The organism is Desulfogranum japonicum DSM 18378 (genome assembly GCF_000429945.1).
In the GTDB taxonomy this organism is placed as follows: domain Bacteria; phylum Desulfobacterota; class Desulfobulbia; order Desulfobulbales; family Desulfobulbaceae; genus Desulfogranum; species Desulfogranum japonicum.
In genome coordinates, this window is the sequence record NZ_AUCV01000001.1 from 263,282 (window position 1) to 287,044 (window position 23,763).

The window sequence follows — 23,763 nt, forward strand, 5'->3', positions numbered from 1 at the left end:
TTTCTTCATTTCATACGACTTTATATTCGTTGCCGGCCAATGCCAGCATTTTACTTTTTTAGACTTGCGGCACAGGGGACTGTGCCGAACATCTTATGCAAAAAAGGCTTTTTGTTGCCCTGGATTTACCTGAAAATATTCAAGAGCGTATAAGGCCTCTATGCTGCGGTCTGCCCAATGCTCGCTGGATCCCCCCTGAACAGTTGCATCTGACTTTGAGTTTCATAGGAGAAGTCGATGGGGCTACCTTTCATGATATTCGTGAAGCATTACATGGCATATCAGCACCAACATTACAGTTACAGCTGGACGGGATTGGTTTTTTCCCGCCACGGGGAAAACCTCGAGTGGTATGGATAGGCCTTGCCCGTAATCAAGTCCTGTATGATGTGCAGAAAAAAATACACACTCGATTGCTGCAGCTGGGTCTTGATATGGAGACACGAAAATATAGCCCTCATATTACCATAGCCAGGCTCAATAATACTCCGGCAGCTAAGGTCGGGCGATATATGGAAGAGTATGGATTGTTCTGCACTCAGGAATTTGAAGTGAGTCAATTTGTTTTGTATTCCAGTGTGCTTGGGCGCAAAGGAGCCACACATCTGGTTGAGCAGGCATATCCCTTGTGCCGCTGAAAGGCCGGTCTCAATTCAAAACAAACATTCTGGTGGCCGGTTACATTTCGCATCTGTTTTGATGCCGGGCATTCGCATGTAAGTGTGAAATTCGATAGTTCACTGCGGCTGCATGTCCGGTGTCTTGAGTCTTCTGCAAATATAGTCGTAAAAATTGGATTAGAGAACGATCCATAGTTGGGAGCAGAACATGGACGGAGTAGAAAGAGCAATGAATGTATTTGTAAGGAAAGAACAAAAAAAGGGGTTACCGAAAGGTAACCCCTTGAATATGCCTGGAGGCGACGAGCGGATTCGAACCGCTGAATAATGGTTTTGCAGACCACTGCCTTACCACTTGGCTACGTCGCCTTGCTCTGTGCGGCACCTTTATACCACAGTTAAAAATTTTGACAAGAGGAAATTTCGTCTATGGGAACTACACTATGGGCTTTGGTTCAGGATCACGAGAAAGAACTGCAGGAGCTGCAGGAGCGGATCGGCTATTTTTTCCGGGACCTGCAGCTCCTGCAGCTCTCCCTTGTGCACAGTTCATTCGCCTTTGAGCGTTTGGATGATAATCGTCACAATGAGACTCTGGAGTTTTTAGGAGACGCTGTTTTAGACCTTGCCGTAGGCTATATTCTTTTTGATCGCTTTCCCAAACTCCGTGAAGGCAAGCTCACCCGCATCCGTTCTGCCCTGGTCAATGAAGCCGGTCTTGCCCATATGGCGAGAGAACTGGAGCTTGGGCAATATCTCTTATTGGGCAGGGGGGAAGATGCCTCCAATGGCAGGGAAAAATCATCCATTCTCAGTTGCGCTTATGAGGCACTGGTGGGAGCACTGTTTCTTGATGGTGGGTATGAGCAGGCCCTGGACTTTGTGCGTCGTTTTTTCGAGCCCCTTATTGAGGAACGTGGAGATCACCTTGTTCATGCTGATTCAAAGAGTGCATTGCAGGAGTTGTTGCAGGAACAGCACAACGAAGGACCTGATTATGTCCTGGTGGATGAAGAAGGGCCGGCCCATGCAAGGATTTTCTCTATTTCCGTCAGGTTTCAGGGGGAAGAGCTTGGGCTGGGGCAGGCATCGAGTAAAAAGGAAGCCGAACAGAAGGCTGCCCGTGCTGCCCTGGAATGCCTGCAGAATACTGACCAGGAATAAAATTTCATGTCTGCCATATCTCAGGTTGTAGAAGTATGCCGTTGATTATCCCGCTGTTTATTCCCCATGAGGGGTGCCCCCATGCCTGTATCTTCTGTAATCAGCGTTCCATAAGCGGTGAATCAGAAAAAATTGACAGGACAACTGTTCAACAGACTGTTACGCAGTGGCTGCAATGGAAAAAGCCTGGCCAACAGTGTATGGTTGCCTTTTACGGTGGCAGTTTCAGTGGTCTGGAAAAGAAGCGACAGCAGGAATTGCTTGGAGCAGTGCAGCCCTATCTTAAAAACGGAAGTGTGCATGGCATTCGCATTTCAACCCGTCCCGATTACATTGACAGGCAGAGGATTGCATTACTGCAGGAGTATGGAGTAACGCATGTGGAACTTGGCGTCCAGTCTCTCGATGATGAAGTTCTGGAGCGGTGCAGGCGTGGGCATAGTGCGAATCAGGTCAGGGCTGCCGTTGCATTATTACAGCAGGCTGGCTGTGTTGTTGGAATGCAGTTGATGCTTGGGCTTCCCGGGCAAAGTTTCACTTCCCTGCGTGGAACCGTGTCTGATACCATTGCCCTGTCTCCAGACATGGTGCGTATTTATCCCGCTTTGGTGGTTGCGGGATCCAGGTTGGAACAATTGTGGCAGCACGGACGTTTTACCCCTCTTTCCCTTGACAAGGCCGTTGTCCAGGCTGTGTATATGAAAAAACAATTTGATAAAGCCAATATTCAGGTTATACGCATTGGACTGCAGGTCGGAGACTCTTTGATGCAAAGCCTGCGGTCAGGACCTTTCCACCCGGCTTTTGGTGAATTGGTCTTCAGCCGAATGATGCTTAAAACTACCAGAAAGATACTCGCCGCCTGCGGAAAACATGATAACCTGCGGCTGGTGATTAACCCCAAAGACCAATCCGTTTTTCGGGGACTGCGCTCAGCAAACCTGCATCGTTTGTCTGAACTCGGCCTCCTGGAACGTTTCAGCCTGGAGACAAGCGAAAATATGACGCGTCATGCCATAGGCTGTATGGTTGAACCATAATAGACGTTTATCGATTTTTATGCTCAGTATCAATGATTTAAGCCTGCAGTACGGAAGTAAGCATATATTTAGAAATATTTCAGCCCAGGTGCATACCGGGGATAGGGTGGGGTTGATCGGCGTCAATGGCGCTGGCAAATCAACGCTGCTCAAGATCATGTGCAGGGAACAGGATGTAGATCCGGGAATTGTTTCTACAGCCTCCTGGTTTTCAGTCGCATATCTGCCGCAGGAGATTACTACGGATCTTGGTGAGAGAACCCTGTATGAAGAAGCTGAATCTGCCTTTGCAGATGTTCTTGCCAAAGAACAGGAACTGCAGGAGGTCGGTCGGGAATTGTCTCTGCTTGATGAGGATGACCCGAGAATAGAAGAGCTGCTTAATCTTCAGGGGGAGCTACAGCACGCCGTTGAAGGTTGCGATATCTTTCGTATACGGCCTCAGATAGAACAAATACTTACCGGGCTTGGCTTTACCCATGCAGATCTTGATCGCAAGGCGTCCAGTTTTTCCGGTGGATGGATTATGCGGCTTTTGCTGGCCAAGTTATTGTTGCAAAGACCGTCCCTGCTGCTTCTTGATGAGCCTACCAACCATCTGGATCTGGACTCTCTGACCTGGCTGGAAAATTTTTTACAGCAGTATCAGGGTGCCCTGATTGTCATCTCCCATGACCGTACTTTTCTGGATAGGGTAACCACTGCTTCCTGGGAGTTGAGCCTTGGGAAACTGACCGTGTATAGAGGGAATTACTCCCATTATCTTGTAGAAAAAGAGCAACGTCTGGAACTGGAACGTGCCGCCTATGATAATCAGCAGGCATTAATTAAACAGACTGAACGGTTTATTACCCGTTTTCGGGCAAAATCCACCAAGGCCAAGCAGGTACAGAGTCGTGTCCGGCAACTGGAGAAAATGGAGCGCCTGGAACTTTCCGAAACCGATCGCACCATAAATTTTTCATTTCCGCCTGCAGCTCCTTCAGGACGCGATGTACTCATGTTGCACAATGTTAATAAAGCCTATGGGAAACAGCAGGTTTTCGATCAGGTCGAGTTTAACCTGCAGCGAGGCGATAAGCTGGCAGTGGTCGGAGTCAACGGGGCAGGGAAGACCACGCTGCTGAAAATCCTGGCAGGCCTTGAACCTGCTGAAGGTGAAATCAGGCAGGGGCATAACGTTATTCTTACATATTTCGGTCAGCACCAGGCCCAGGAACTCTCTGCCGAGTTGAGTATTGTTGATACAGTCTACCATGCTGCAGACGATATGACCATTACCCAGGTTCGTTCTCTGCTGGGAGCGTTTTTGTTTACAGGTGATGAGGTTGAAAAAAAGGTACAGGTTCTCAGTGGTGGTGAAAAATCACGGGTAGCCCTCGCCCGTATGTTGGTGCGACCTGCCAATTTAATGTTGCTGGATGAGCCGACCAACCATTTGGATATCAGCTCCCAGGAAGTCCTGCAGGATGCCATGGCCCAATATGAGGGGACCATCATTGTCGTTTCCCATAACCGTTTTTTTGTAAATTCGTTTGTTAATAAAGTCCTGGAGATACGGGACGGCAAGGCAAATATTTACGAGGGAAATATAGACGATTATCTTGCCCAGAGAGAAAAGCTGGAAGCCCTGGAAACTGAAAAAAGTGAGACGTTGGAGTGCAACAGCACACTGGAAAACGAAGATTCCTCCAGTGGCAGCAGGGTGGATAAAAAAGAACAGCGCAGGCAACGTGCTCTTGAACGTGAAAAACTCAATAAGAAATTAGGGCCTTGGAAAAAGAAGAATGAGCAGGCAGAGGAGGAAATTGAGCAGCTGGAGGTCCGAAAGGCAGAACTTGAAGAAATGATGGCCGCACCCGATCTGTATGCAGACCAGGAAAAATGGACGGAAGTGAGCAAAGAATATACCCGGGTTGAACGTCGTTTGGAGCGGGTGTACAGTCTCTGGGAAGAGGCACAGGCAGCCATAGAAGAAATTGAACAGCAGATCTGAGCAATGTCATCGTAACTGCTCACAGTGCCCCTGATCTTTCCGCGATCAGCCTTGCTTACGTATGGGGCAATACGTTGCGCCAGCCTGCTTGCGAAAACCTCAGGTGCCATGTAAATAGTTACAAATACAGGGGAGTTGCAAAGCTTAGTCACTTCCCCTATGAGTACTTAGTGTCTCTCCATAATGAACAACAGGTGAAAAAGATATGAAGAAAATAGGAATTGTCCTTTTGCTGGCAGTAGCGCTCGCAGCTGGCATTTTTGTATATATGTCCAGGAAGGCAGGCGATATTCTTGATTTTGCCACGTACCTTCCTGAGAATACATTGGCCACTGTGAGTATTACCAACCTCAACGAACTGACTGATTCCTTTGGTTCTTCAGCCCTGGGGAAATTCCTGGCCAAGGAAAATATCAATGCTATCCTGGATGAGTTGCAGGTGGAGCCAGCAGTTCGCGACCAGTATGACGGGACCCATGATAGCGTTGTCAATCTTTTAACAAATCCGGCTTTTCGTGCTGTTTTCGGCAGGGACGCCACCTTGGCGATTTTACCGCCGGACATGGCAGCCATGAAGGACTCTCCTGATAAGGAACTGCAGCGGTCAACCATCATCTTTGCAAGATCAATGGCCTCCAGCGCTTTGGACGGGCTTGCCAAACTGATGAGTAACAGTGTTACGGCAGAAACTGTCGACGGACGTGCAATGACCAGGATAACCATGGAAGACGGTCAGCATATATATGGGTTGACTGACAAGGATATGGTTTTACTCTCCTATGATCCATCCAGCTTGATACGCTGTATGTCTTTTCATGAAGGTGAAGATACGCTGGCAGGCAGCACTGTTTTTGATCAGGCAAGGGAGTACTGGGACACTGTTCCGGAAGAACAGGTGTATGGCCGTCTGTTTGTTCACGGGGATAGTTTAAGAAATACGGTTGCAGCAACAGGGCAGAAAGACGTGGAGCTGTTTCTGCAGTACACCAAAGGGATAACCTCCATTGTCAGTGTCGCTTTCCAGCAGGCAGATCTGCTCCGGGTTGATTCCCAGGCATTTTTCGAACCAGATCAGTTGCACCAGGTCATGAAGGATGCCATTGCCGGTCAGGCAGAGAAAAATACTACCCTGTCATTGGTCGGGGATACATGTCTTGCATATTACTGGTCCTCTTCCCTGAATCCTGAAGTTACTCGCAGATACCTGCAAAACGCGGATGAGAAGGGTATGCTGGATATGCGAACACTTTTTGCCGAACAACTGGGGCTTTCCATTGATGAGGTTTTAGACGCTTTTGGTCCCCAGTATGGCTTTGTTGTGAATGAAATCGTTAAGGGTGGTTTTTTTCCTATTCCCAAAGTCCTCCTGTTTGCAGAAGTTCGTGACCACGATGCTGCTGTAAAGGTGGTGGACAGAGTAAGAGAGGCAATGAATCAGACCGGATACGCCCGTGAACAGCAGTGGCCCCACGGCGAGAATACCATTTACTACTGGTCTGTTTTGCCAGGTGAAACTACACAAATTGCCCTGGTTATGGCAGATAATATGGTCTACATGGCTAATGGTTCCTCTACGTTGACAACACTGCTTGATAGACAGGGAGAGGATACCGGTTTGAAAATGCAATTGGCACAGGCTATGGGGAAAACCATGCAGACCCAGGTTGAGACGGCACGATTTGGCACCTATCTGGTGTATCCTCGTCGAATGGCAGGAGAGATGCGTGGGATTATGCAGTGGCTGGTAGATATGGTGGCCGTTTCCAAGGGAACTTCTTTATCCCGGATCAGCGGTGAGTTTATTCGCCTCATGCAGTCGGTGGAAGTGATGACGGGAACTACAACGCTGGCTGATGACCATGCTACATGGAGCTGGACTCTGAAGTCAGCGAAAATGAATGAACAACAATAATACATTTTTGTGAAAATTATTGTGTCCATGGTTCCAAGAGCCTGTGACGGGAAGAAAAAGCTCTTGCCGAAAAAGGGAATTCTGGGGTATTGATGGTGCTTTGCAGCGACTAACCTTAATTTTTCCTGTGTTTTTTACGGTATCAGTGAAACCTGGTGCAAATCGTTCCGGGCAGTGCTGAAAGGGCAGGTGGTTTTTTCAGCGCACCTGTTTTACGGAAGAATATGTGGATAAAAGGTCAAATTTCTGCAGGTAAACACATTGGGGGGCCATGTGGAAATTGCATGGATCTTCCTGCTAATTGAATGGAAACTCAAGTTGCTAGACTTGGGCTCATGCTCTCCTCAGGCACATTGTTGCCAGCAAAGGAGAGGGCAAAGGAGGTGGAAGTGGTTTTTGAAAGTGAAAAGAAACTCTGGCTATCCGGTAATGAGGCCATAGCATTGGGTGCCTGGGAAGCCGGCATCACTGTAGCAAGCGGATATCCAGGGACTCCATCCACAGAAATAATGGGTAATTTTAACACCTACGATGGTGTGTATGCGGAATGGGCGCCGAATGAAAAAGTCGGCCTGGAGGTAGCCATCGGTGCATCTTTCACTGGGGCGAGGGCTTTGGCAACCATGAAGCATGTTGGCTTGAACGTTGCTGCAGATCCGCTGTTCACATCTGCCTATACCGGTGTTCGCGGCGGGCTGGTGATTCTGACAGCCGATGATCCGGAAATGCATAGTTCCCAGAATGAACAGGATAACCGTAATTACGCTTTTGCAGCAAAAATGCCCATGCTTGAGCCTTCAGATCCCGCTGAAGCAAAGAGTATGATTGGTCGGGCCATTGCCTTAAGCGAAGAACTGGATACCCCGGTACTGTTCCGTATCACTACCCGTATAGCCCATGTCAAAGGGGTGGTGGAAAAAGGTGAACAGGTTGAGGTACCTCAGACATCCATTGAAAAAGTACCGGCCAAGCTGGTTATGCTGCCAGGAAACGCACGTGTGCGGAGAAAGTACGTTGAAGAGCGCATGGCAAAAGCCAGGGAAATCGCCGAAACTCTTCCGGAAAATCATATTGAACCCGGTACAGGCAAACGGGGGTTTATTGCTGCTGGAACATCCTATAATTATGTGAAGGAAGCCTTTCCTGAGGCACCTGTTCTCAAGTTGGGGATGGTTTGGCCTCTTCCGGAAAAAATGATCCGAGAGTTTGCTGATACGGTTGAAGAACTTATTATTGTTGAAGAACTTGATCCTTTTCTGGAAAATCATATCAAGGCCATGGGCATAGACTGCCACGGCCAGGATATCATTCCCACCCAGGGAGAGTTAAACTCCTTTATCGTAAAAAAAGCCGTTGCTCCGGAATCCATTCCAGAACTTTTTGAGCCCCTCGAACTCCCCATGCGGCCACCGAATATGTGTGCCGGTTGTCCGCACAGAGGGCTTTTTTACGGTCTGTCTAAGATGAAAAATGTTTTTGTTTCAGGCGATATAGGTTGCTACACACTGGGATTCCTTCCTCCACTTTCGGCCATGGATGCATGTGTGTGCATGGGTGCCTCTATCACCATGGCCCATGGTATGGCCAAGGCACTGGGCAAAGAAAGTGAGGGCAGGCTGGTTTCAGTGTTGGGAGATTCCACCTTTCTTCATTCGGGAATTACCGGGTTACTGAATACGGTTTACAACTCCTCATATGCAACCACCATTATCCTGGACAACCGCATCACAGCCATGACTGGCCACCAAAACAACCCTGCCTCAGGTAAGTCAATTTCCGGAGAGCCTGCAAATCAGATTGATTTTGAGCAACTCTGTACAGCCCTGGGCGTGAAACGGGTGGTTGTGGTGAATCCCAATGATGTGAATGCCACGCGCAAGGTCTTGAAAGAGGAGATCGAGTCACCTGAACCATCGGTGATTATCAGTCGTGCGCCATGTATTCTGCTTCCTGAAGAAATCAAGCGTAAAAAACCTGTCTATTACACCAGGCTGGATAACTGTACCGGCTGTACGGCTTGCGTGCAGATGGGGTGCCCGGCCATCAGCTGGCATCCGATTACGCCTGCAGAGGCTGTGGAAAAGGGCTACCGGGAAAAACAGAAAGGGTATGCGGAAATTACCGAAGTACAGTGTAACGGGTGCGGCCAATGTGCAGCTGTTTGCAAGTTTGAAGCCATCACCAAGAGGGAGGAGAACTGATGAAGCAAAGTGGTAACATACTCTTTTCCGGTGTTGGAGGCCAGGGTATTCTCCTGGCCAGTGAACTGACAGCCTACGCGCAATTGGCAGCTGGTTACGATGTGAAGAAAAGTGAAGTGCATGGTATGGCTCAGCGTGGCGGTTCGGTGGAAGCCCATTTGCGCTATGGGGAACGTGTCTATTCCCCATTAATTGATCCTGGCTGTGCGGATATTCTGGTAGCTTTCGAAATATTGGAAGCTGTACGTTATCTGCCATATCTGCATAAGGACAGTGCGGTTGTGGTGAACACCCAGAAAATTCTGCCACCGGCTGTGGCGCTGGGAAAAATGACTTATCCTGCTGATATCCTAAGTGAGTTGACCTCACGTAATATCAATGTGGTCGCCATTGATGCCTTTGCCATCGCGGAGCAGGTTGGAGAATTGAAAACTGTGAATGTGGCCATGGTGGGTGCCATGTCTAATTTTCTGGCTGTTGACCCTGCAGTGTTCGACTCTGTGATAGACAATACTATCAAGGAACCTTTTAGAGAGGTGAACAAGAAGGCCTTTGAGGCTGGAAGGGCTGCGGTATACGCCAAGTAACAGGCTGACCGTTTTTTTATGTAAAACTGAAAGAGCAGTGGTTCCTCCGGCATGGGAGGGATAATCAAGATGGGATCGAGGAGGAGTGATGATCTGGGTTGAAGAAGTTGAGTCACTACCCCGTCAGGGGTTGGAGTCCATACAGCTCAAGCGGCTACAGGGATTAGTTGAGCGGGTTTACGCTACAGTGGCGCCATACCGCGAAAAAATGGTTGCAGCAGGCATCAAGCCTGAAGATATCCGTTCTCTGGATGACCTGAAGCTGTTACCCTTTACCACCAAGGATGATTTACGCGACAATTATCCCTTTGGTTTGTTCACTGTTCCCCTCGAAGAAGTCATTCGGGTACATGCATCCTCTGGAACCACTGGAAAACCGACTGTCGTCGGTTACACTGAAAACGATATCGATCTCTGGGCTTCTGTAATGTCGCGCTGTTTGGCCATGGCAGGAGTAACCAGGGGAGATATGGTGCATAATGCCTATGGTTATGGCCTGTTTACCGGAGGGCTGGGAGCCCATTACGGTATCGAAGCCCTGGGCGCAACGGTAATACCCGTTTCTGGTGGTAACTCAAAGCGTCAGGTTACCATCATGCGTGATTTTGGTTCCACTGTTCTTTTGTCTACGCCTTCATATGCGCTGAATCTTGCAGATGCCCTGGCCGATGTAGGCGTTTCGACCGATGAGTTGAAACTCCGTGTCGGCATTCATGGGGCAGAGCCCTGGAGTGAAAATATGCGCGAGGAAGTTGAGCGCAAGTTGGGCATTAAAGCAGTGGACATTTACGGACTCTCTGAGATTATTGGTCCCGGTGTGGCCATGGAATGTCTGCATTCCGACCGAGGTATGCATATATTGGAGGATCATTTTCTGCCCGAGGTCGTTGATCCCGAAACGTTGGAACCTTTGCCCTACGGAGAGGCCGGTGAGCTGGTGTTTACCACCCTTACCAAGGAGGCTTTTCCGCTTATCCGTTACCGGACAAAAGATATCTCAAAACTGTATGCTGAACCATGTGGATGCGGACGAACCCTGATTCGCATGGAAAAAGTAATGGGCCGGACAGATGACATGCTCATTATTCGCGGTGTGAATGTCTTTCCATCCCAGGTTGAGCATGTTCTCATGGGGATTGAAGGTGTGGAGCCTCATTATCAGATTGAGGTCAACCGTGAAGGTACCATGGATACCATGTCCGTATTGGTTGAAGTGAGTGAGGATATCTTCTCAGATGAGATTCGTGTACTTGAAGGGTTGAGTAAACAAATCCAGGCAGACGTAAAAGATATGCTTGGGGTTACCTGTAAGGTGAAGTTGGTAGAGCCGCGCTCCATCGCACGTTCTGAAGGAAAAGCACAACGGGTGGTTGATAACAGGAAAATATGATACAGGCCATACAGGCCGCAGTGTTATCCGGTTGTGACAACATTTTTTACTGACATCACATTCGTGGGAAAACGAATGTGTCTATGATCGTTTTCCATTAACATGCCTGATCCCGATATATACCGCTAAGGAGGCAAATGATATGAGAGTTGAACAGATAGCAGTCTTTCTCGAAAATAAGTCAGGGCGTTTGGCTGAAATAACCCGCATCCTTGCTGAACATCAGGTCAACATTCGAGCTCTTTCTGTTGCCGATACAGCAGATTTCGGTATTCTCCGCCTTATCGTTGATAAGGTCGAAGAGGCCAAAAAGGCATTGCGTGCAGGCGGTTTTACCGTTGGAAAAACCAACGTTGTTGCAGTGGAAGTATCTGATAACATAGGCGGGCTTGCCCATGTTCTTGCCGCTGTCAATGAAATCGGGCTCAACGTCGAGTATATGTATGCCTTTGTTAATAAAAGTTCTGAAAATGCGGTATTGATTTTCCGTTTTGATAACATGGATAAGGCCATTGAACGCCTGCAGCAAAAAGGGTTTGTATTGCTGTCCGGTGAACAGATCTGTTCGTTATAAAAAGCAATGCCTTCTGTGGGGGAAGAGTACTGCTTCAAGCAATTACACGTTGAGGGAGGAGAAGTTGTGAGGAAAGGATATATCCGGAAAGTGCTGTTGGCAGGCTTGAGCGTTGCCGTGTTTGGTTTTGCAGGGGCAGCCCAGGCCGAGGTTATAAAAATTGGTGCTATTTTTGCGGAGACAGGAGGCGCTGCCTTTTTGGGAGGGCCTGAAGCCCGAACAGCGCGCATGCTGGTAGAGCAGATTAACCAGGCTGGAGGAATTAACGGCGATACCCTTGAACTGATCGTGAAAGATTCCGGGGGAAGTCCTGAAAAGGCAATTTCGTTTGCTAAACAGCTCATTGAAGAGGATAAGGTATTGGCCATCATAGGACCTTCCACGTCTGGGGAGTCCATGAAGATCAAGAGAATTGCTGAAGACCACCAGACTGTCCTGATTTCCTGTGCCGCTGCAGAGTTGATTGTGAATCCGGTTGCCAGCTATGTGTTTAAAACACCACAAAAAGATTCTTTTGCTGCCAGAAAAATCTTTCAGACCATGCAGGATAAGGGAATTCGTAAAATTGCAGTGGTGGTCGGTAATACAGGATTTGGAAAAACCGGAAAGCAGCAGCTGAAGAAAATAGCACCCGAATATGGTGTGGAAATCCTGGCAGAAGAAACCTATGATAAAAAAGCCACTGATTTGAGCGCGTTGGTAGCAAAGCTTAAATCAATCGAAGCCATAGAGGCGGTGGTTAACTGGTCTATTGTTCCTGCCCAATCCATTATTGCTAAAAATATCCGGCAAACGGGCTGGGACGTACCGCTCTTCCAAAGTCACGGATTCGGCAATATCGGCTATGTTCAGGCGGCAGGTGAAGCCGCAGAAGGGATCATTTTTCCCTGTGGTCGTCTGCTGGTTGCTGACACTTTGGCAGAGAATAATCCGCAGAAGGCACTGCTTGTCGAGTATATACGTGCCTACCAGAAACGATTCAATGAAGACGCTTCCGGTTTTGGTGGGTATGCCTATGATGCTGTCAATATCCTGCATGAGGCTATCAAGGTGGCTGGAAATGACCGCAAAAAAGTCCGTGATGCCATAGAAGCAATACAGAATCTTCCTGGTGCTTCCGGTGTTTTTTCCTTTTCACCAGAGGACCATAATGGCCTCTCCCTTGATTCCTTTGTTATGCTGACGGTCAAAAATGGCCAATTTGTTCTCTACCAGGGGCAGTAGATGTCCGATACAGCGGGATCTGACCGGATCCCGCTTTCTTTTTGTCTGTAAAGTGCTATGACCGTAGACCTCTTTTTCCAATACCTGTTTGCAGGTGTCACCTATGGCTCCATATACGCAATTGTTGCCATTGGTTTCAATATTATCTATAACTCAACGGGCATTATCAATTTTGCACAGGGGGAGTTCGTCATGCTTGGCGGCATGATATCCATATCCCTGTTGCAGTTCATGCCTCTGCCACTTGCCATCATTGTAGCGGTACTTGCTACCATGCTGGTTGGAGCTCTGGTTGAAATTCTTTTTATTCGCTGGCTGGAAAGGCCAAGCGTCATGCAGATGATCATCATCACCATCGGGGTTTCCATCCTGCTGCGTGAGGTGGCACTCCATATTTGGGGAGAATCCATACGGAGCCTGCCGTATTTTTACGGCAATGAAATTACCACTTTCTCTCTGGGCAGCGTGCATATTTCTCCGCAGGTACTCTGGGTGATTGCAGCCTGCGGCTTCATGGTATGCGGGCTGAGCCTCTTTTTTAAATTTACGCCCACCGGTCGTGAGATGCGCGCCTGTTCAGTTAACAGAACTGCAGCAATTCTTTGTGGTATCAATACACGAAATATGGTGACCTTCTCTTTTATGCTCAGTGCCGGTATCGGTGCCATGGCAGGCTGTGTTATGTCGCCCATTACATACACGCAATATGATTGCGGGACAGGCCTGGCTATTAAGGGGTTCACAGTTGCTATCCTTGGCGGACTGGGGAATTCCATGGCAGCTGTTGCCGCAGGTTTACTATTGGGTATCATTGAAGCATTTTCCGTGTCTGTGGTACCGCTGGCATTCCAGGATGCCATTGCCATTACCATACTGCTTATCATTTTGTTCATCAAACCCCATGGATTGTTTGGTTCCAGTGAAGCTGCGAGGTTGAGGGATTTTTAATGAAGGTATCAAAAACAAACAAGATTCTTTGCCTCTGCGCCCTGGTCATTCTTACCCAGGTGACCACCACTCTGACAGGAACCCAGTATTACCTGACTCAATTAACCATGGCCGCTTATTATGGTCTGGTTGTGATCGGGCTTGGTGTTTTGATGGGCTATGCCGGGCAAATTTCCATTGGACATGCGGGTTTTTTCGCCATCGGCGGATATATTTCCGCAGCCATGACCACCCATAACCTCGTGCAATTGCAGGATACTCCGATTATTTCTTTCTGCAGTCAGATGGGACTTCTGATGGAGAGACAAGATATCTATGGTGATCAACTGCTGACTTTTGCTCCTTGGGCTGCCTGTGTAACGGCCCTATTGCTGGCTGCTCTTATCGCTTTTTTTTTAGGTATCCCTGTTCTGAAACTCAAAGGACATTATCTTGCAATGGCCACTCTGGGTTTTGGCACTATCATTTATCGTTTGGTGCTCGCCACTCCACTGTTCGGTGAGGCTGACGGTATCAGCGAGGTTCCTGCCTTTACTCTGTTACCGGCTATCGGGTCATTGCCGCCAATTATGGTAAGCGGTGATTTCGGTTTACGGGTCATCAATTACTATCTTGCATGGGGTGTCCTGATCATTGGTATGATTCTCCTGCTCAATCTCATTGATTCGAGAGTCGGAAGAGCACTGCGTTCTCTGCATTCGTCAGAAGAGGCTGCCGAGGCCTCCGGTGTTCATACATCTGGCTGTAAAGTCTATGTCTTTGTGATCAGCGCTGTATATGCTGCTCTGGCAGGTGTTTTATTGACCCACTACAATGCTGGAATCGGCCCAAGCGAAGCTTCGGTGATGAAATCTGTACGTTATGTTGCCCTGGTCGCCGTAGGAGGTATGACGAATCTCTGGGGTACCCTTATTGTCGGCATATCTCTGACTTTTCTCAGTCTGAGGGGCGTGTTTGGTTCCTATGATGATGCCGTTTTTGCCGCTATTCTTATTGGAGTTATGTTGTTTTCACCAGCGGGAATCCTGAGCTTACGAGGTTGTTTACTTCCTTCAAAGCAGGAAATAGCACCAGCAAAGGAGGAAAATTTGTGAATATAGAGTATTTGGGACGGGGCAATATCCATGCTTGAATTGCAGGCTGTACATAAAAAGTTTGGTGGGCTGCATGCTGTCAATGATGTCAGTTTTTCCGTGAACGAAGGGACAATCAAATCTGTTATTGGACCTAACGGCGCTGGCAAAACCACGTTGTTTAATCTTATCGCGGGTAATTTACCCCCCACTGACGGAACTATTCTTTTTCAGGGAAAAGCCATTCAGGGACGAAAACCCCACCAGGTGGCTGCGCGGGGCATGGCCCGAACGTTTCAGAACATTAAACTTTTTCACGGTATGACCGCCTTGGAATGTGTGATGGTGGGATGCCATACCCAATCAAAGGCCGGATTTATTTCCGGGATGCTGAATACCCCGTTTGCGAGAAAAGAAGAGAAGGCGATCCGGCAACGTTCAATGGAGCTTCTTCAGTTGTTGGAGATAGAGGAGTTCGCTGAAGTTGAAGCTACCAGTCTGGCCTTTGGCCAGCAGAGGGCAGTGGAACTTGCCAGGGCACTGGCCTTGAATCCCCGACTTCTGTTGCTTGATGAACCAGCTGCAGGTCTCAATATCTATGAAACCGCTGAAATTTCCCGGTTAATATGCAAGATTAGGGAAATGGGGGTTACTGTGTTGCTGGTTGAACATGATATGTCTCTGGTCATGGAGATCTCTGATGAGGTAGTGGTGCTTTGCTTTGGAGAAAAAATAGCTGAGGATACACCTGAAAATATTCAGCAAAACCCTGAGGTTATTCGAATTTATTTGGGCGAGGACGAATGATGATCGACCAGTTACGCAAGCGAGTTCTATTTATTACATTATGCTCAGAATAAAAAACTTAGACGCAGGCTATGGCAAGCTTCGCGTCCTCAAAAATATATCGTTGCATGTAGATCCTGGTGAAATTGTAACTATAATCGGTGCCAATGGGGCGGGAAAAACGACTCTTCTGCACACCATCGTCGGACTCGTGAATTCAGCGGCCGGAGAAATACAGTTTCAGCAAAAGTGTTGCAGCGGATTAACCTCACAACAGGTTGTTGCCAGTGGATGCGCTCTGGTGCCCGAGGGCCGACAGGTTTTTGCTTCCATGAGCGTGGAAGAGAATCTGTTGCTTGGGGGGTATGTGTTGCAGCGTAATGCTGGCAGGGCAGCCGTATTACGTGAGTTAGAGTATCAGTATGATCTTTTTCCTGTTTTACGAGAGAGGAGAGAACAGTTGGCAGGAACGCTCTCTGGTGGAGAGCAGCAAATGCTTGCCATGGGACGTGCCTTAATGTCCAAACCTAAACTGGTTATGATGGATGAGCCTTCAACCGGGTTGGCGCCATTGATTGTCCGCGATATTTTTTCAATTATTAAAAAATTGCGCGAAGAAGGTAACACTGTTCTACTCATCGAGCAAAATGCCAAAGCAGCTCTGGGAATCGCAGACAGAGGGTATGTCATGGAAGTCGGCAAAATCATATTACAGGGACCGGCTGAAGGATTATTGATTAACAGAGACGTACAGAGGGCGTATCTGGGAAGAGAAAAAATCGACTAATTGACCGGAGGAGATGTGCCCGGAAGGTATGCACACCATAGCTTGGGTAATGTTGCTGCAACCTCGGCTCCGCGCACAGGTTGAACTTACAAACTATTCACCATAAGAAGACACATATGTACTGGGAACCAGAACGAGAATGCATGGAGCGGGCTGATCTTGAACAGCTCCAATTGGAACGTCTGCAATCTACTTTGTACCGGGTGGGTACACATGTTCCGTTTTACCGGCAAAAATTTGAAGCCCTGAAATTCAACTATGATGATGTCCGCTCATTAGACGATATCCGCCGGCTTCCATTTACTGAAAAACAGGATCTGCGCGATAATTATCCCTATGGCCTGTTTGCCGTTCCCCTTCGAGATGTTGTCCGGGTACATTCTTCTTCCGGTACTACTGGCCAGGCAACAGTGGTAGGATATAGCCGTAATGATATCCAGACCTGGTCTAATCTTGTCGCCAGGATTCTGACCGGAGGCGGTGTTACCAACAATGATGTCATTCAGATCGCCTTTGGATACGGCCTGTTTACCGGTGGGTTTGGTATGCACTACGGAGCAGAGCGGATTGGAGCCTCTGTCATCCCTATTTCAGCAGGTAACACCAAACGCCAGATTCAGATTATGCAGGATTTTAAAACCACTGCCCTCATCTGTACCCCATCCTATGCGTTGGTGATTGCCGACACCATGATGGAAATGGGAGTCAATCCAAATGGCTTATCGTTGCGTTATGGGCTTTTTGGCGGAGAGCCCTGGTCTGAGGCTATGCGGCATGAAATCCATGAAAAACTCGGCATTATAGCCACTGATAATTACGGATTGTCAGAGGTGATGGGACCAGGGGTTGCAGGGGAGTGTCAGGAATGCAACGGTTTGCATATTAATGAGGATCATTTTTTGCTTGAGGTTTTGGATCCAATGACCCTGGAACCCGTTGCCCCGGGTGAGGTCGGCGAGTTGGTTATTACCACGTTGACCAAAGAGGCTTTCCCAATGATTCGCTACCGCACACATGATCTTACACGTTTCATTCCAGAACCTTGTCCATGCGGTCGTACATTGACGAGGATGCAACGTGTCGTGGGACGTTCCGATGATATGCTGATTATCAAGGGGGTTAATGTTTTCCCCATTCAGATTGAGAAAGTACTCTTTGAAGTAGAAGGTACAGAACCCCACTACCAGATTATTGTTGAACGGGAAAACCACCAGGATAAGGTCACTGTGCTCGTTGAGGTTGTGGAATCTATCTTTTTCGATGAGATGAAAAAGCAGCGCCAGATGGTTGATCATATCAAGGCCAGACTGGCTTCAGAATTGGGTATCTCCATCGCTGTGAAACTGGTGGAAGAAAAATCAATTGAACGTAGTATGGGCAAATCTCAACGGGTGATTGATAAACGTCAATTTTAATGGCTATAATGCTGCATGCCTCTCATCTCTTGCATTGGAGTTGTTCACTTTGCTTAGGTATTTATGCATAATATTCGCATATCATACGCAGTAGATGTATTTAGAGAGTACTCTTCATAAAACCAAAACGGGGAGAAGGTGTATGACTACAGGCAGGTTTTTTTTAGGATTTTTGCTCGTCATTGGCTGTATCTTTGGTTGTGTTTATGCGACACTAGCGGCAGAGTATACGGGATGGGAAGCAGACAGCGCATATAACAGGCTGTACCAGAAAAGTGAATTGGATCGAATAAAGGGTGATGTCGTCAAGGTGATGGAAATTGTTCCCATGCCGGGGATGTCGACTGGGGTAGCACTGTTGGTTCGTGATGAATTAGACGAGACAGTTACGGTGCATCTGGGCCCCAAATCTTTTCTGGGAGATAGCTTCGGCATCCGCCGCGGAGACCGGATTAAGGTGCGTGGCGCATGGGCGGAACTTGATGGAAAAGATATCTTTATGGCTGCCAAAATCAAGAAAGGGGACCATTATACCTTGAAGTTGCGCTTTACAAAAAATGGGGAGCCTTTTTGGCTTTTATCTCCCGAGGAGTTGGCTAAAGAGCGTGCCGCTGATTAGTTACAGGCTTGATTTTTGCTAGATCTTTATCATTGTCAGCACGGTTTCGGGTTATATTCATATTGAATTGAGCAATGCTGTAATGATGTTTTTTAGTATCTACTCATGGGGGAAAAGAATAAAATTTAAATTCACCTGTATTTGTAACTGGTTACAGGGGGGCTGAGGTCTTCGCAATTAGACTGGTGCAGCGTATTGGATCATACGTAGGCCAGGCTGATCGCTGAAAGACCAGGTGCACTGTGAGCAGTTACGTTTTTTGTATCCAATCTGTTTGTTATTCGGTCTCATCACAGGGAATAGTTATTTCTTCAAGTGTGGCCGGTTCATTTATGCTGTCAGGTATCTTGCTGGTATCTGCAGCATTTTTTCTATTCAGGAGATAATTATGAAACTGTTTACTTCAGCTGTGGTTGTTCTGCTGCTGGTTGTTCATACTGCAGCTGCCCAAGATGCGCGAACAAAACCCGAATCAGACCAGGACAAACTCAGTTATGCCATGGGGCTTGATCTTGGAGCATATTTGAAAAATATCGGCGAAGAGTTGAATCTTGATAGGCTCAGTGAGGGGATGGCAGATGCCTATAATGGAACAGAGCCATTATTGACAGCAGAAGAAGCGAGAGCTGTACAAGAGACTTTTGCAAAACGCCAGAAAGAGCAACAGATTAAGGAGAGTATAGCCAAACTGCAAAAGAATCAGGAAGCTGAAAAGAAATTTTTGGCAGAAAATAAGACCAAGGAAGGTGTTGTCGAGACAGAATCCGGCCTCCAGTACAAAGTCATTAAGTCCGGCGAAGGTGCCAAACCTACAGTTGAGGATATGGTGGAGGTGAATTATCGTGGAACCTTGCTTGATGGAACAGAGTTTGATAGTTCTTACAAGCGTAACCAATCTGCCAAATTTCAGGTAAAACAAGTTATTCCTGGTTGGCAGGAGGCATTACAGCTGATGCCTGTAGGTTCAGAGTATGAAATTTACATTCCCGCCAAGCTGGCTTATGGTGATCGTGGCGTTCCTCCGACCATTGAGCCAGGCTCCACCCTCACTTTTAAAGTTGAACTCCTTGACATTCCCCAGGCTGAGACTAAGAGTAAAGAGTAGGTTGTTGGAATTTTTCAGCTCGAGTGTTGTGACTTTTTTGAATTTTTTTGAAAACCACATTGGATTGTAAGTGCGTCAGGTAAATAATAGTATTTCAGACGGTTATGTGTTGTTCAAAGAAGTCATGAGAAATCCGGGGTAGAGTGCATGAGCACATTGACCGAGTTGTCGGCGAAAACTGTTTCAGCCGATGACTCGGTGCCATTGGTATCAGCTGTTCCAGCCAACTGCAGATAGTGAAGTATGGTCTAAATCGCTAAAATCCTCTGCATGTCCTGGGAGGCCATTGTCTTGCCGGTACAGACGTAATATTTTCCTGTCCTTTACATTGGAGGTATCATGGGAAAAAAGAAAAAGGCCAAGAAAAAGTGTTGTGGCAAAGTCAGTAAAAAAGGCAAAATGTGTGATCGATGCCCCTTACGCACCAGGTAGTCGGCAAAATATAAAAGATAGCTCTTTATAAAGCAGACAAACCACTCTCCCCTCACTGGTCCTCGATGAGGGGATGCTGTTCTTAAACTTCTTTTTTGGCTCACTGATATTTCAATTAGTTCTGAGTCGTAACTGGTCGCAGGTGCTTCGGATTTGTGCAGGCGCGGTTTTTCGCAGGTAAGCGGATACTCCGTTAGGCTATCTATGCGAGAAACTGTGATCCGCAAAGAGATAAGCAACCAGCGGGAGACTTCGTGGAGTCTGTGATCAGTTACCTTACCTGTAATTCAGTGCTTTCCGACAACCTGCAGTATTTCCAGAGGCTCTGCCAGGCCGAGTTCCCTGTGAAGCGATTCTATATGCCCAATCTCCCTCCATTTTTTGTTCAATAACTGTGCTCCGTAGGCATCAATCGCCACCGGATCGGACGATGCTGCGAGGAGTCCTATTGGTGGATCACAGGTCGGCCCCCAGAGGTGGGCTTGGGCCATGCCCACAGATGCGTCCAGAATCGTGAAATCTGGAGTTCTGTAGCGATTCAAATCTGCCACGGCCTCTTGTATTTGATGATGAAACGCTGATTTTTTCCAACCACCCTGCTGGTAATGTTCAGGCGGAGCAATGCCCATCATATTTTTCAAGGTCAGGGTGACTCCGGCAAGTGAGTGCGCCTTGAGAATGGGAACGGATATGAGAAAGCTATCCATAATCATTTTGGGGAGATGCATAGTTGGCCATCGGGAACACCCAGGCCGTTTCAGTGTAACCGACTGTTCCTGATTGAGGTCAATGAGGGAAACATTGTGGCGGGCAGCCATTACGGTATAACCCAGGCGATCATAGGCATGAAAGGTGTCATACTCCATTGCCGCTGTTCCTTCCGCAATGCATATCTCACAGGAAGTGTTATTCTTCAGGTAGAGAATGATTTCTTCCACCAGCTCCACAGGTGTGGTGACTGGATGTGGTATGGCTTCCACAAGGTTTGGTTTTATTACTATGCGTTTCTGATCCTGCAGGTAAGCTGACAACCCCGATTGACAGAGAAGCTCATGTACACAAAAGCAATGGCTGTTTATGGGGCAGGTGAAGACTTTGCCCCAGTGTCGGGGGAATGCAGACATGATTAACTATCTTCTCGAAGCAGAAGCAAAAATCCACAGATGCCCATGGCCAGATGTACTGAAGATGCTGCAAACAGGGGATTGAGATAACTGGCTTTAGCCAGGGATTGCAAAGTACCCCAGATTCCCCAGCAGACAAAAGCCATGCCGCAACTTACAGGTATTGCAAGAGAAAGGTCTTTGCCCCACTTACGATATACCATCAGTAACAGAGGCAACCCCAGAAAAAGCAGGGGGAGACCGAGGAGCGTATATGAAATTCTGCCATAAAACTCAGCCCAGGCTTTATTACGTTCCTCATCAGATGCTTTGTGTCTGGTTTCTGTATAGAGCTCGAGAAGTGACATTTCCAACGCGTGATATTCTGGAACAAAAAAATTGTCAGGTACTTCAGGAAAACCAAATTGTTCCGCTTTGAAGAGTTCTGTGGAGAAATTCTTTTCCCCCAAGGCTTTCTGCACCTGGCCATGTTTCAAGGTCCAGATGTTGTCTTTCCAGTCAGCTTCTTTGGAGACAATATTTTCCGTCAGTCTGTAGTCATCGCTCCAGGAGGTATAGGAAAAAAAGAGAAAATTGGTGCTGTGAGGATCAGGCCTGGCAAAGGAGTAAAATCCTTCCTGTCCACGGTAGTAGTATCTACCGTTTCTATAAATCCCAAGGGGGACTCTCCCTTTGACTTCCTTGTGCCAGATACGGTTGGTTTCAGCCACGGTTTTAGGAAGAATAAACTGGGACATTCCAAGAAACAGGGTTGTAAACAGCACACCGGCAAGCAGGATGGGTGCGGTGATTTTTCGCAGGGGAACACCACAGGCTTTCAGGGCGATAAGTTCGTTGGTATGGTTCAGGATACCAAGGGTGACAACCCCGGCCAACAGTATACATACCGGCCCCATTTGCTCGATGATGAATGGAATATTCAGCGTGAAAAACTTTAACACCAGCCCCATGGACTTCCCTTTTTCAAGAAAATTATCAATTTTCTCAAAAAAATCTATCAACAGGTATATGGCTATGAAACTCGCCATGATGGTTGCTATGTTACGCAGAAACTGAAAGAAAATGTATCGATAGAGTAAAATCACGGTTATCGAATAAATAGATTAAATAGTGTTTGGCGAGTGGAGGTCGCTGAATTATTGTCTATATATGCCCTCGGGGTGAGCCGGCAGGCGAAGGCTGCCAGGATGACCGGGAAGGCAACAAGAGCATTTCGAAGGTACACATCTACGGACTTCTTCATAGCAGAATCAAAGCAAGATTGACAGATTTTTACAAACAATGCTATATAACTTTTTTTCGAACATAGTTGTAAAAAAAATGATAATTGCCCACAATACAAGGAGAAAAAAGCTATTAAAAAGATAGAGTCGCAACTTGCCATTTGTAAAAACTCTATGGTATAGTGGGCGGCCTTATAACCTTGGGGAATAAATAAATCCATCAAGGGGAAAAAGAAAACTACAGCTATGAATCAATCGAATCAAAAAAAAGCCTGTGGCCTGTTACTGCATGAGCAGATGGGCCAGCGTATGGTGACAGGATTTGCCTATCTCGGTTGATAGAATATCACCACTACCTTTACGGATTTTCCGGCAGGTAGTGGTTTTTTTTTAGGGCATTCATATTATGGAGAAACGACTGGAAAAAATCGCGGATTGCATCACCCAAAGTGCAAGTAAAAATTCTGCGCTCTCCAGACTCAACGGTTTTTGGGATCTTTTTCAACGTGATGACGAAGTCCTCATTCTCATCAGTGCAGATCCCGATGCCATCGCGTCAGCTCTCGCTCTAAAGCGACTTCTCAGTTATCGGGTTCAGAGTGTTACCATTGGGTATCCCAATGAAATACGACGCCTGAACAATCTCACGATGGTTGAACGCTTAAAAATTCCCATTGAGCGTATGCATACGCTGGCAGTCAAGGAGTATTCCAAATATATCCTGGTGGACTCTCAACCCACCCATCATACCTGCTTTGAGAAAATCACGTTCGATGCGGTGATTGATCATCATCCGGTTACCAAGGGATGGGATGCTGATTTTATAGATATCCGGCCGGAATATGGTGCTGTCTCATCCATGATGGTGGAGTATCTTCGTGCTGCAGGTATTAAACCGTCTGTATCGCTTGCCACGGCTTTATTTTACGGAATAAAAGTCGACACCCAGAATTTTCAGAAAAAGAATATGCAGCCAGCGGACGGTAATTCCTTCCGCTATCTGTTCAATATCGCCAACCTTAATCTGGTTCGAAAATTTGAGTTGACCGAACTGCGTCGCTCTGAGCTGAAATATTTTCGAATTGCCCTCAGTGAAGTGAAAACCCGAAAAGGACGCGCCTATGTCCATCTGGGAAAGGTCGGCACTCCGGATATTTTGGTGATCATCGCTGATTTTTTCAATCACGTGGATAAATTTGACTGGGTAATGGTGTCAGGGATTTACGGAGAAAAACTGGTGGTTATCTTCCGTTGCGATGGGTATCGCAAAAATGCCGGCAAACTTGCCCAGAAGACATTTGGTGAATTCGGACCTGCCGGTGGACATAAAGAGGCTGCTCGTGCTGAGGTGCCTTTAAAGAACTTGCCATTACGCGAAAATCAGGATTTTACCACCAATACCCTGATTCGTATCGTTACCAGACATGTAAAATGATCGCATTGTTGCCAATATATTGTCCATTGGTGATTTATCCATTCAAGCACCTGTCAAAAAGGAAAGGGGAGCTTGTCGGAAGATTCGCATGCTGACCTGCTTATCTTC

Annotated in this window: 20 protein-coding genes and 1 tRNA gene; 18 read left to right on the forward strand and 3 right to left on the reverse strand. The window is 47.3% G+C overall.

Going from position 1 to position 23,763, the window contains the following annotated elements:
- The first annotated feature begins 95 nt into the window (after positions 1-95).
- Complete coding sequence (gene thpR, locus G493_RS0101140) at positions 96-638, forward strand: RNA 2',3'-cyclic phosphodiesterase (protein ID WP_028578887.1); 543 nt, start codon at positions 96-98, stop codon at positions 636-638.
- Positions 639-914: 276 nt separating this feature from the next.
- On the opposite strand, the gene G493_RS0101145 is transcribed toward thpR, so the two are convergent.
- Positions 915-989: transfer RNA gene (locus G493_RS0101145), tRNA-Cys, on the reverse strand.
- Between the two features lie 60 nt (positions 990-1,049).
- Here G493_RS0101145 and rnc point away from each other — a divergent pair.
- From rnc to G493_RS34590, 16 genes are all read left to right on the forward strand, one after another.
- Positions 1,050-1,784, forward strand: coding sequence for a ribonuclease III (rnc, locus tag G493_RS0101150; protein WP_028578888.1), 735 nt, complete (start codon positions 1,050-1,052; stop codon positions 1,782-1,784).
- A gap of 35 nt (positions 1,785-1,819) precedes the next feature.
- On the forward strand, positions 1,820-2,824 hold the full coding sequence (locus G493_RS27250; RefSeq protein ID WP_035272893.1) for an elongator complex protein 3: 1,005 nt from the start codon (positions 1,820-1,822) through the stop codon (positions 2,822-2,824).
- Between the two features lie 19 nt (positions 2,825-2,843).
- A complete protein-coding gene (locus tag G493_RS0101160) occupies positions 2,844-4,820 on the forward strand; it encodes an ATP-binding cassette domain-containing protein (protein ID WP_028578889.1) in 1,977 nt (658 codons plus the stop codon).
- A gap of 205 nt (positions 4,821-5,025) precedes the next feature.
- Entirely contained in the window at positions 5,026-6,732 is a 1,707-nt protein-coding gene (locus tag G493_RS0101165; protein WP_028578890.1) for a hypothetical protein, read from the forward strand.
- Positions 6,733-7,037: 305 nt separating this feature from the next.
- Complete coding sequence (gene iorA, locus G493_RS0101170; protein ID WP_232363693.1) at positions 7,038-8,933, forward strand: indolepyruvate ferredoxin oxidoreductase subunit alpha; 1,896 nt, start codon at positions 7,038-7,040, stop codon at positions 8,931-8,933.
- Complete coding sequence (locus G493_RS0101175; protein ID WP_028578892.1) at positions 8,933-9,520, forward strand: indolepyruvate oxidoreductase subunit beta; 588 nt, start codon at positions 8,933-8,935, stop codon at positions 9,518-9,520. Before iorA ends, G493_RS0101175 begins: the two co-directional genes overlap by 1 nt.
- A gap of 88 nt (positions 9,521-9,608) precedes the next feature.
- Positions 9,609-10,910, forward strand: coding sequence for a phenylacetate--CoA ligase family protein (locus tag G493_RS0101180; protein ID WP_028578893.1), 1,302 nt, complete (start codon positions 9,609-9,611; stop codon positions 10,908-10,910).
- Positions 10,911-11,052: 142 nt separating this feature from the next.
- Entirely contained in the window at positions 11,053-11,484 is a 432-nt protein-coding gene (locus tag G493_RS0101185) for an ACT domain-containing protein (protein WP_028578894.1), read from the forward strand.
- 66 nt (positions 11,485-11,550) lie between these two features.
- Complete coding sequence (locus G493_RS0101190; RefSeq protein WP_035272896.1) at positions 11,551-12,708, forward strand: ABC transporter substrate-binding protein; 1,158 nt, start codon at positions 11,551-11,553, stop codon at positions 12,706-12,708.
- Between the two features lie 57 nt (positions 12,709-12,765).
- Positions 12,766-13,656, forward strand: coding sequence for a branched-chain amino acid ABC transporter permease (locus G493_RS0101195; RefSeq protein ID WP_028578896.1), 891 nt, complete (start codon positions 12,766-12,768; stop codon positions 13,654-13,656).
- The gene (locus G493_RS27255; protein ID WP_051308915.1) at positions 13,656-14,750 is read left to right on the forward strand and encodes a branched-chain amino acid ABC transporter permease; all 1,095 of its coding nucleotides are present in this window, start codon (positions 13,656-13,658) and stop codon (positions 14,748-14,750) included. Before G493_RS0101195 ends, G493_RS27255 begins: the two co-directional genes overlap by 1 nt.
- A gap of 30 nt (positions 14,751-14,780) precedes the next feature.
- On the forward strand, positions 14,781-15,536 hold the full coding sequence (locus G493_RS0101205) for an ABC transporter ATP-binding protein (protein ID WP_035272897.1): 756 nt from the start codon (positions 14,781-14,783) through the stop codon (positions 15,534-15,536).
- 40 nt (positions 15,537-15,576) lie between these two features.
- Positions 15,577-16,302: an ABC transporter ATP-binding protein gene (locus G493_RS0101210; RefSeq protein WP_028578898.1), complete on the forward strand. Its 726-nt coding sequence runs from the start codon at positions 15,577-15,579 to the stop codon at positions 16,300-16,302.
- A gap of 116 nt (positions 16,303-16,418) precedes the next feature.
- Positions 16,419-17,717, forward strand: coding sequence for a phenylacetate--CoA ligase family protein (locus G493_RS0101215; RefSeq protein WP_028578899.1), 1,299 nt, complete (start codon positions 16,419-16,421; stop codon positions 17,715-17,717).
- 142 nt (positions 17,718-17,859) lie between these two features.
- A complete protein-coding gene (locus tag G493_RS0101220) occupies positions 17,860-18,336 on the forward strand; it encodes a single stranded DNA-binding domain-containing protein (RefSeq protein ID WP_051308916.1) in 477 nt (158 codons plus the stop codon).
- Positions 18,337-18,724: 388 nt separating this feature from the next.
- Positions 18,725-19,441 carry an FKBP-type peptidyl-prolyl cis-trans isomerase gene (locus G493_RS34590; RefSeq protein ID WP_035272899.1) on the forward strand — a complete coding sequence of 239 codons (717 nt, stop codon included), beginning with the start codon at positions 18,725-18,727 and terminating at the stop codon, positions 19,439-19,441.
- A 719-nt stretch (positions 19,442-20,160) separates the two neighbouring features.
- On the opposite strand, the gene G493_RS27260 is transcribed toward G493_RS34590, so the two are convergent.
- Together G493_RS27260 and G493_RS0101235 are read right to left on the reverse strand one after the other, a co-directional pair.
- Positions 20,161-20,997: a DUF362 domain-containing protein gene (locus tag G493_RS27260; protein ID WP_051308917.1), complete on the reverse strand. Its 837-nt coding sequence runs from the start codon at positions 20,995-20,997 to the stop codon at positions 20,161-20,163.
- A gap of 2 nt (positions 20,998-20,999) precedes the next feature.
- Complete coding sequence (locus G493_RS0101235; RefSeq protein ID WP_028578902.1) at positions 21,000-22,082, reverse strand: LptF/LptG family permease; 1,083 nt, start codon at positions 22,080-22,082, stop codon at positions 21,000-21,002.
- 544 nt (positions 22,083-22,626) lie between these two features.
- Between G493_RS0101235 and G493_RS0101245 the strand changes: the two genes are divergently transcribed.
- Positions 22,627-23,655 (forward strand): DHH family phosphoesterase, encoded by a 1,029-nt coding sequence (locus G493_RS0101245; protein WP_028578903.1) that lies wholly within the window; start codon positions 22,627-22,629, stop codon positions 23,653-23,655.
- Positions 23,656-23,763: the final 108 nt, after the last annotated feature.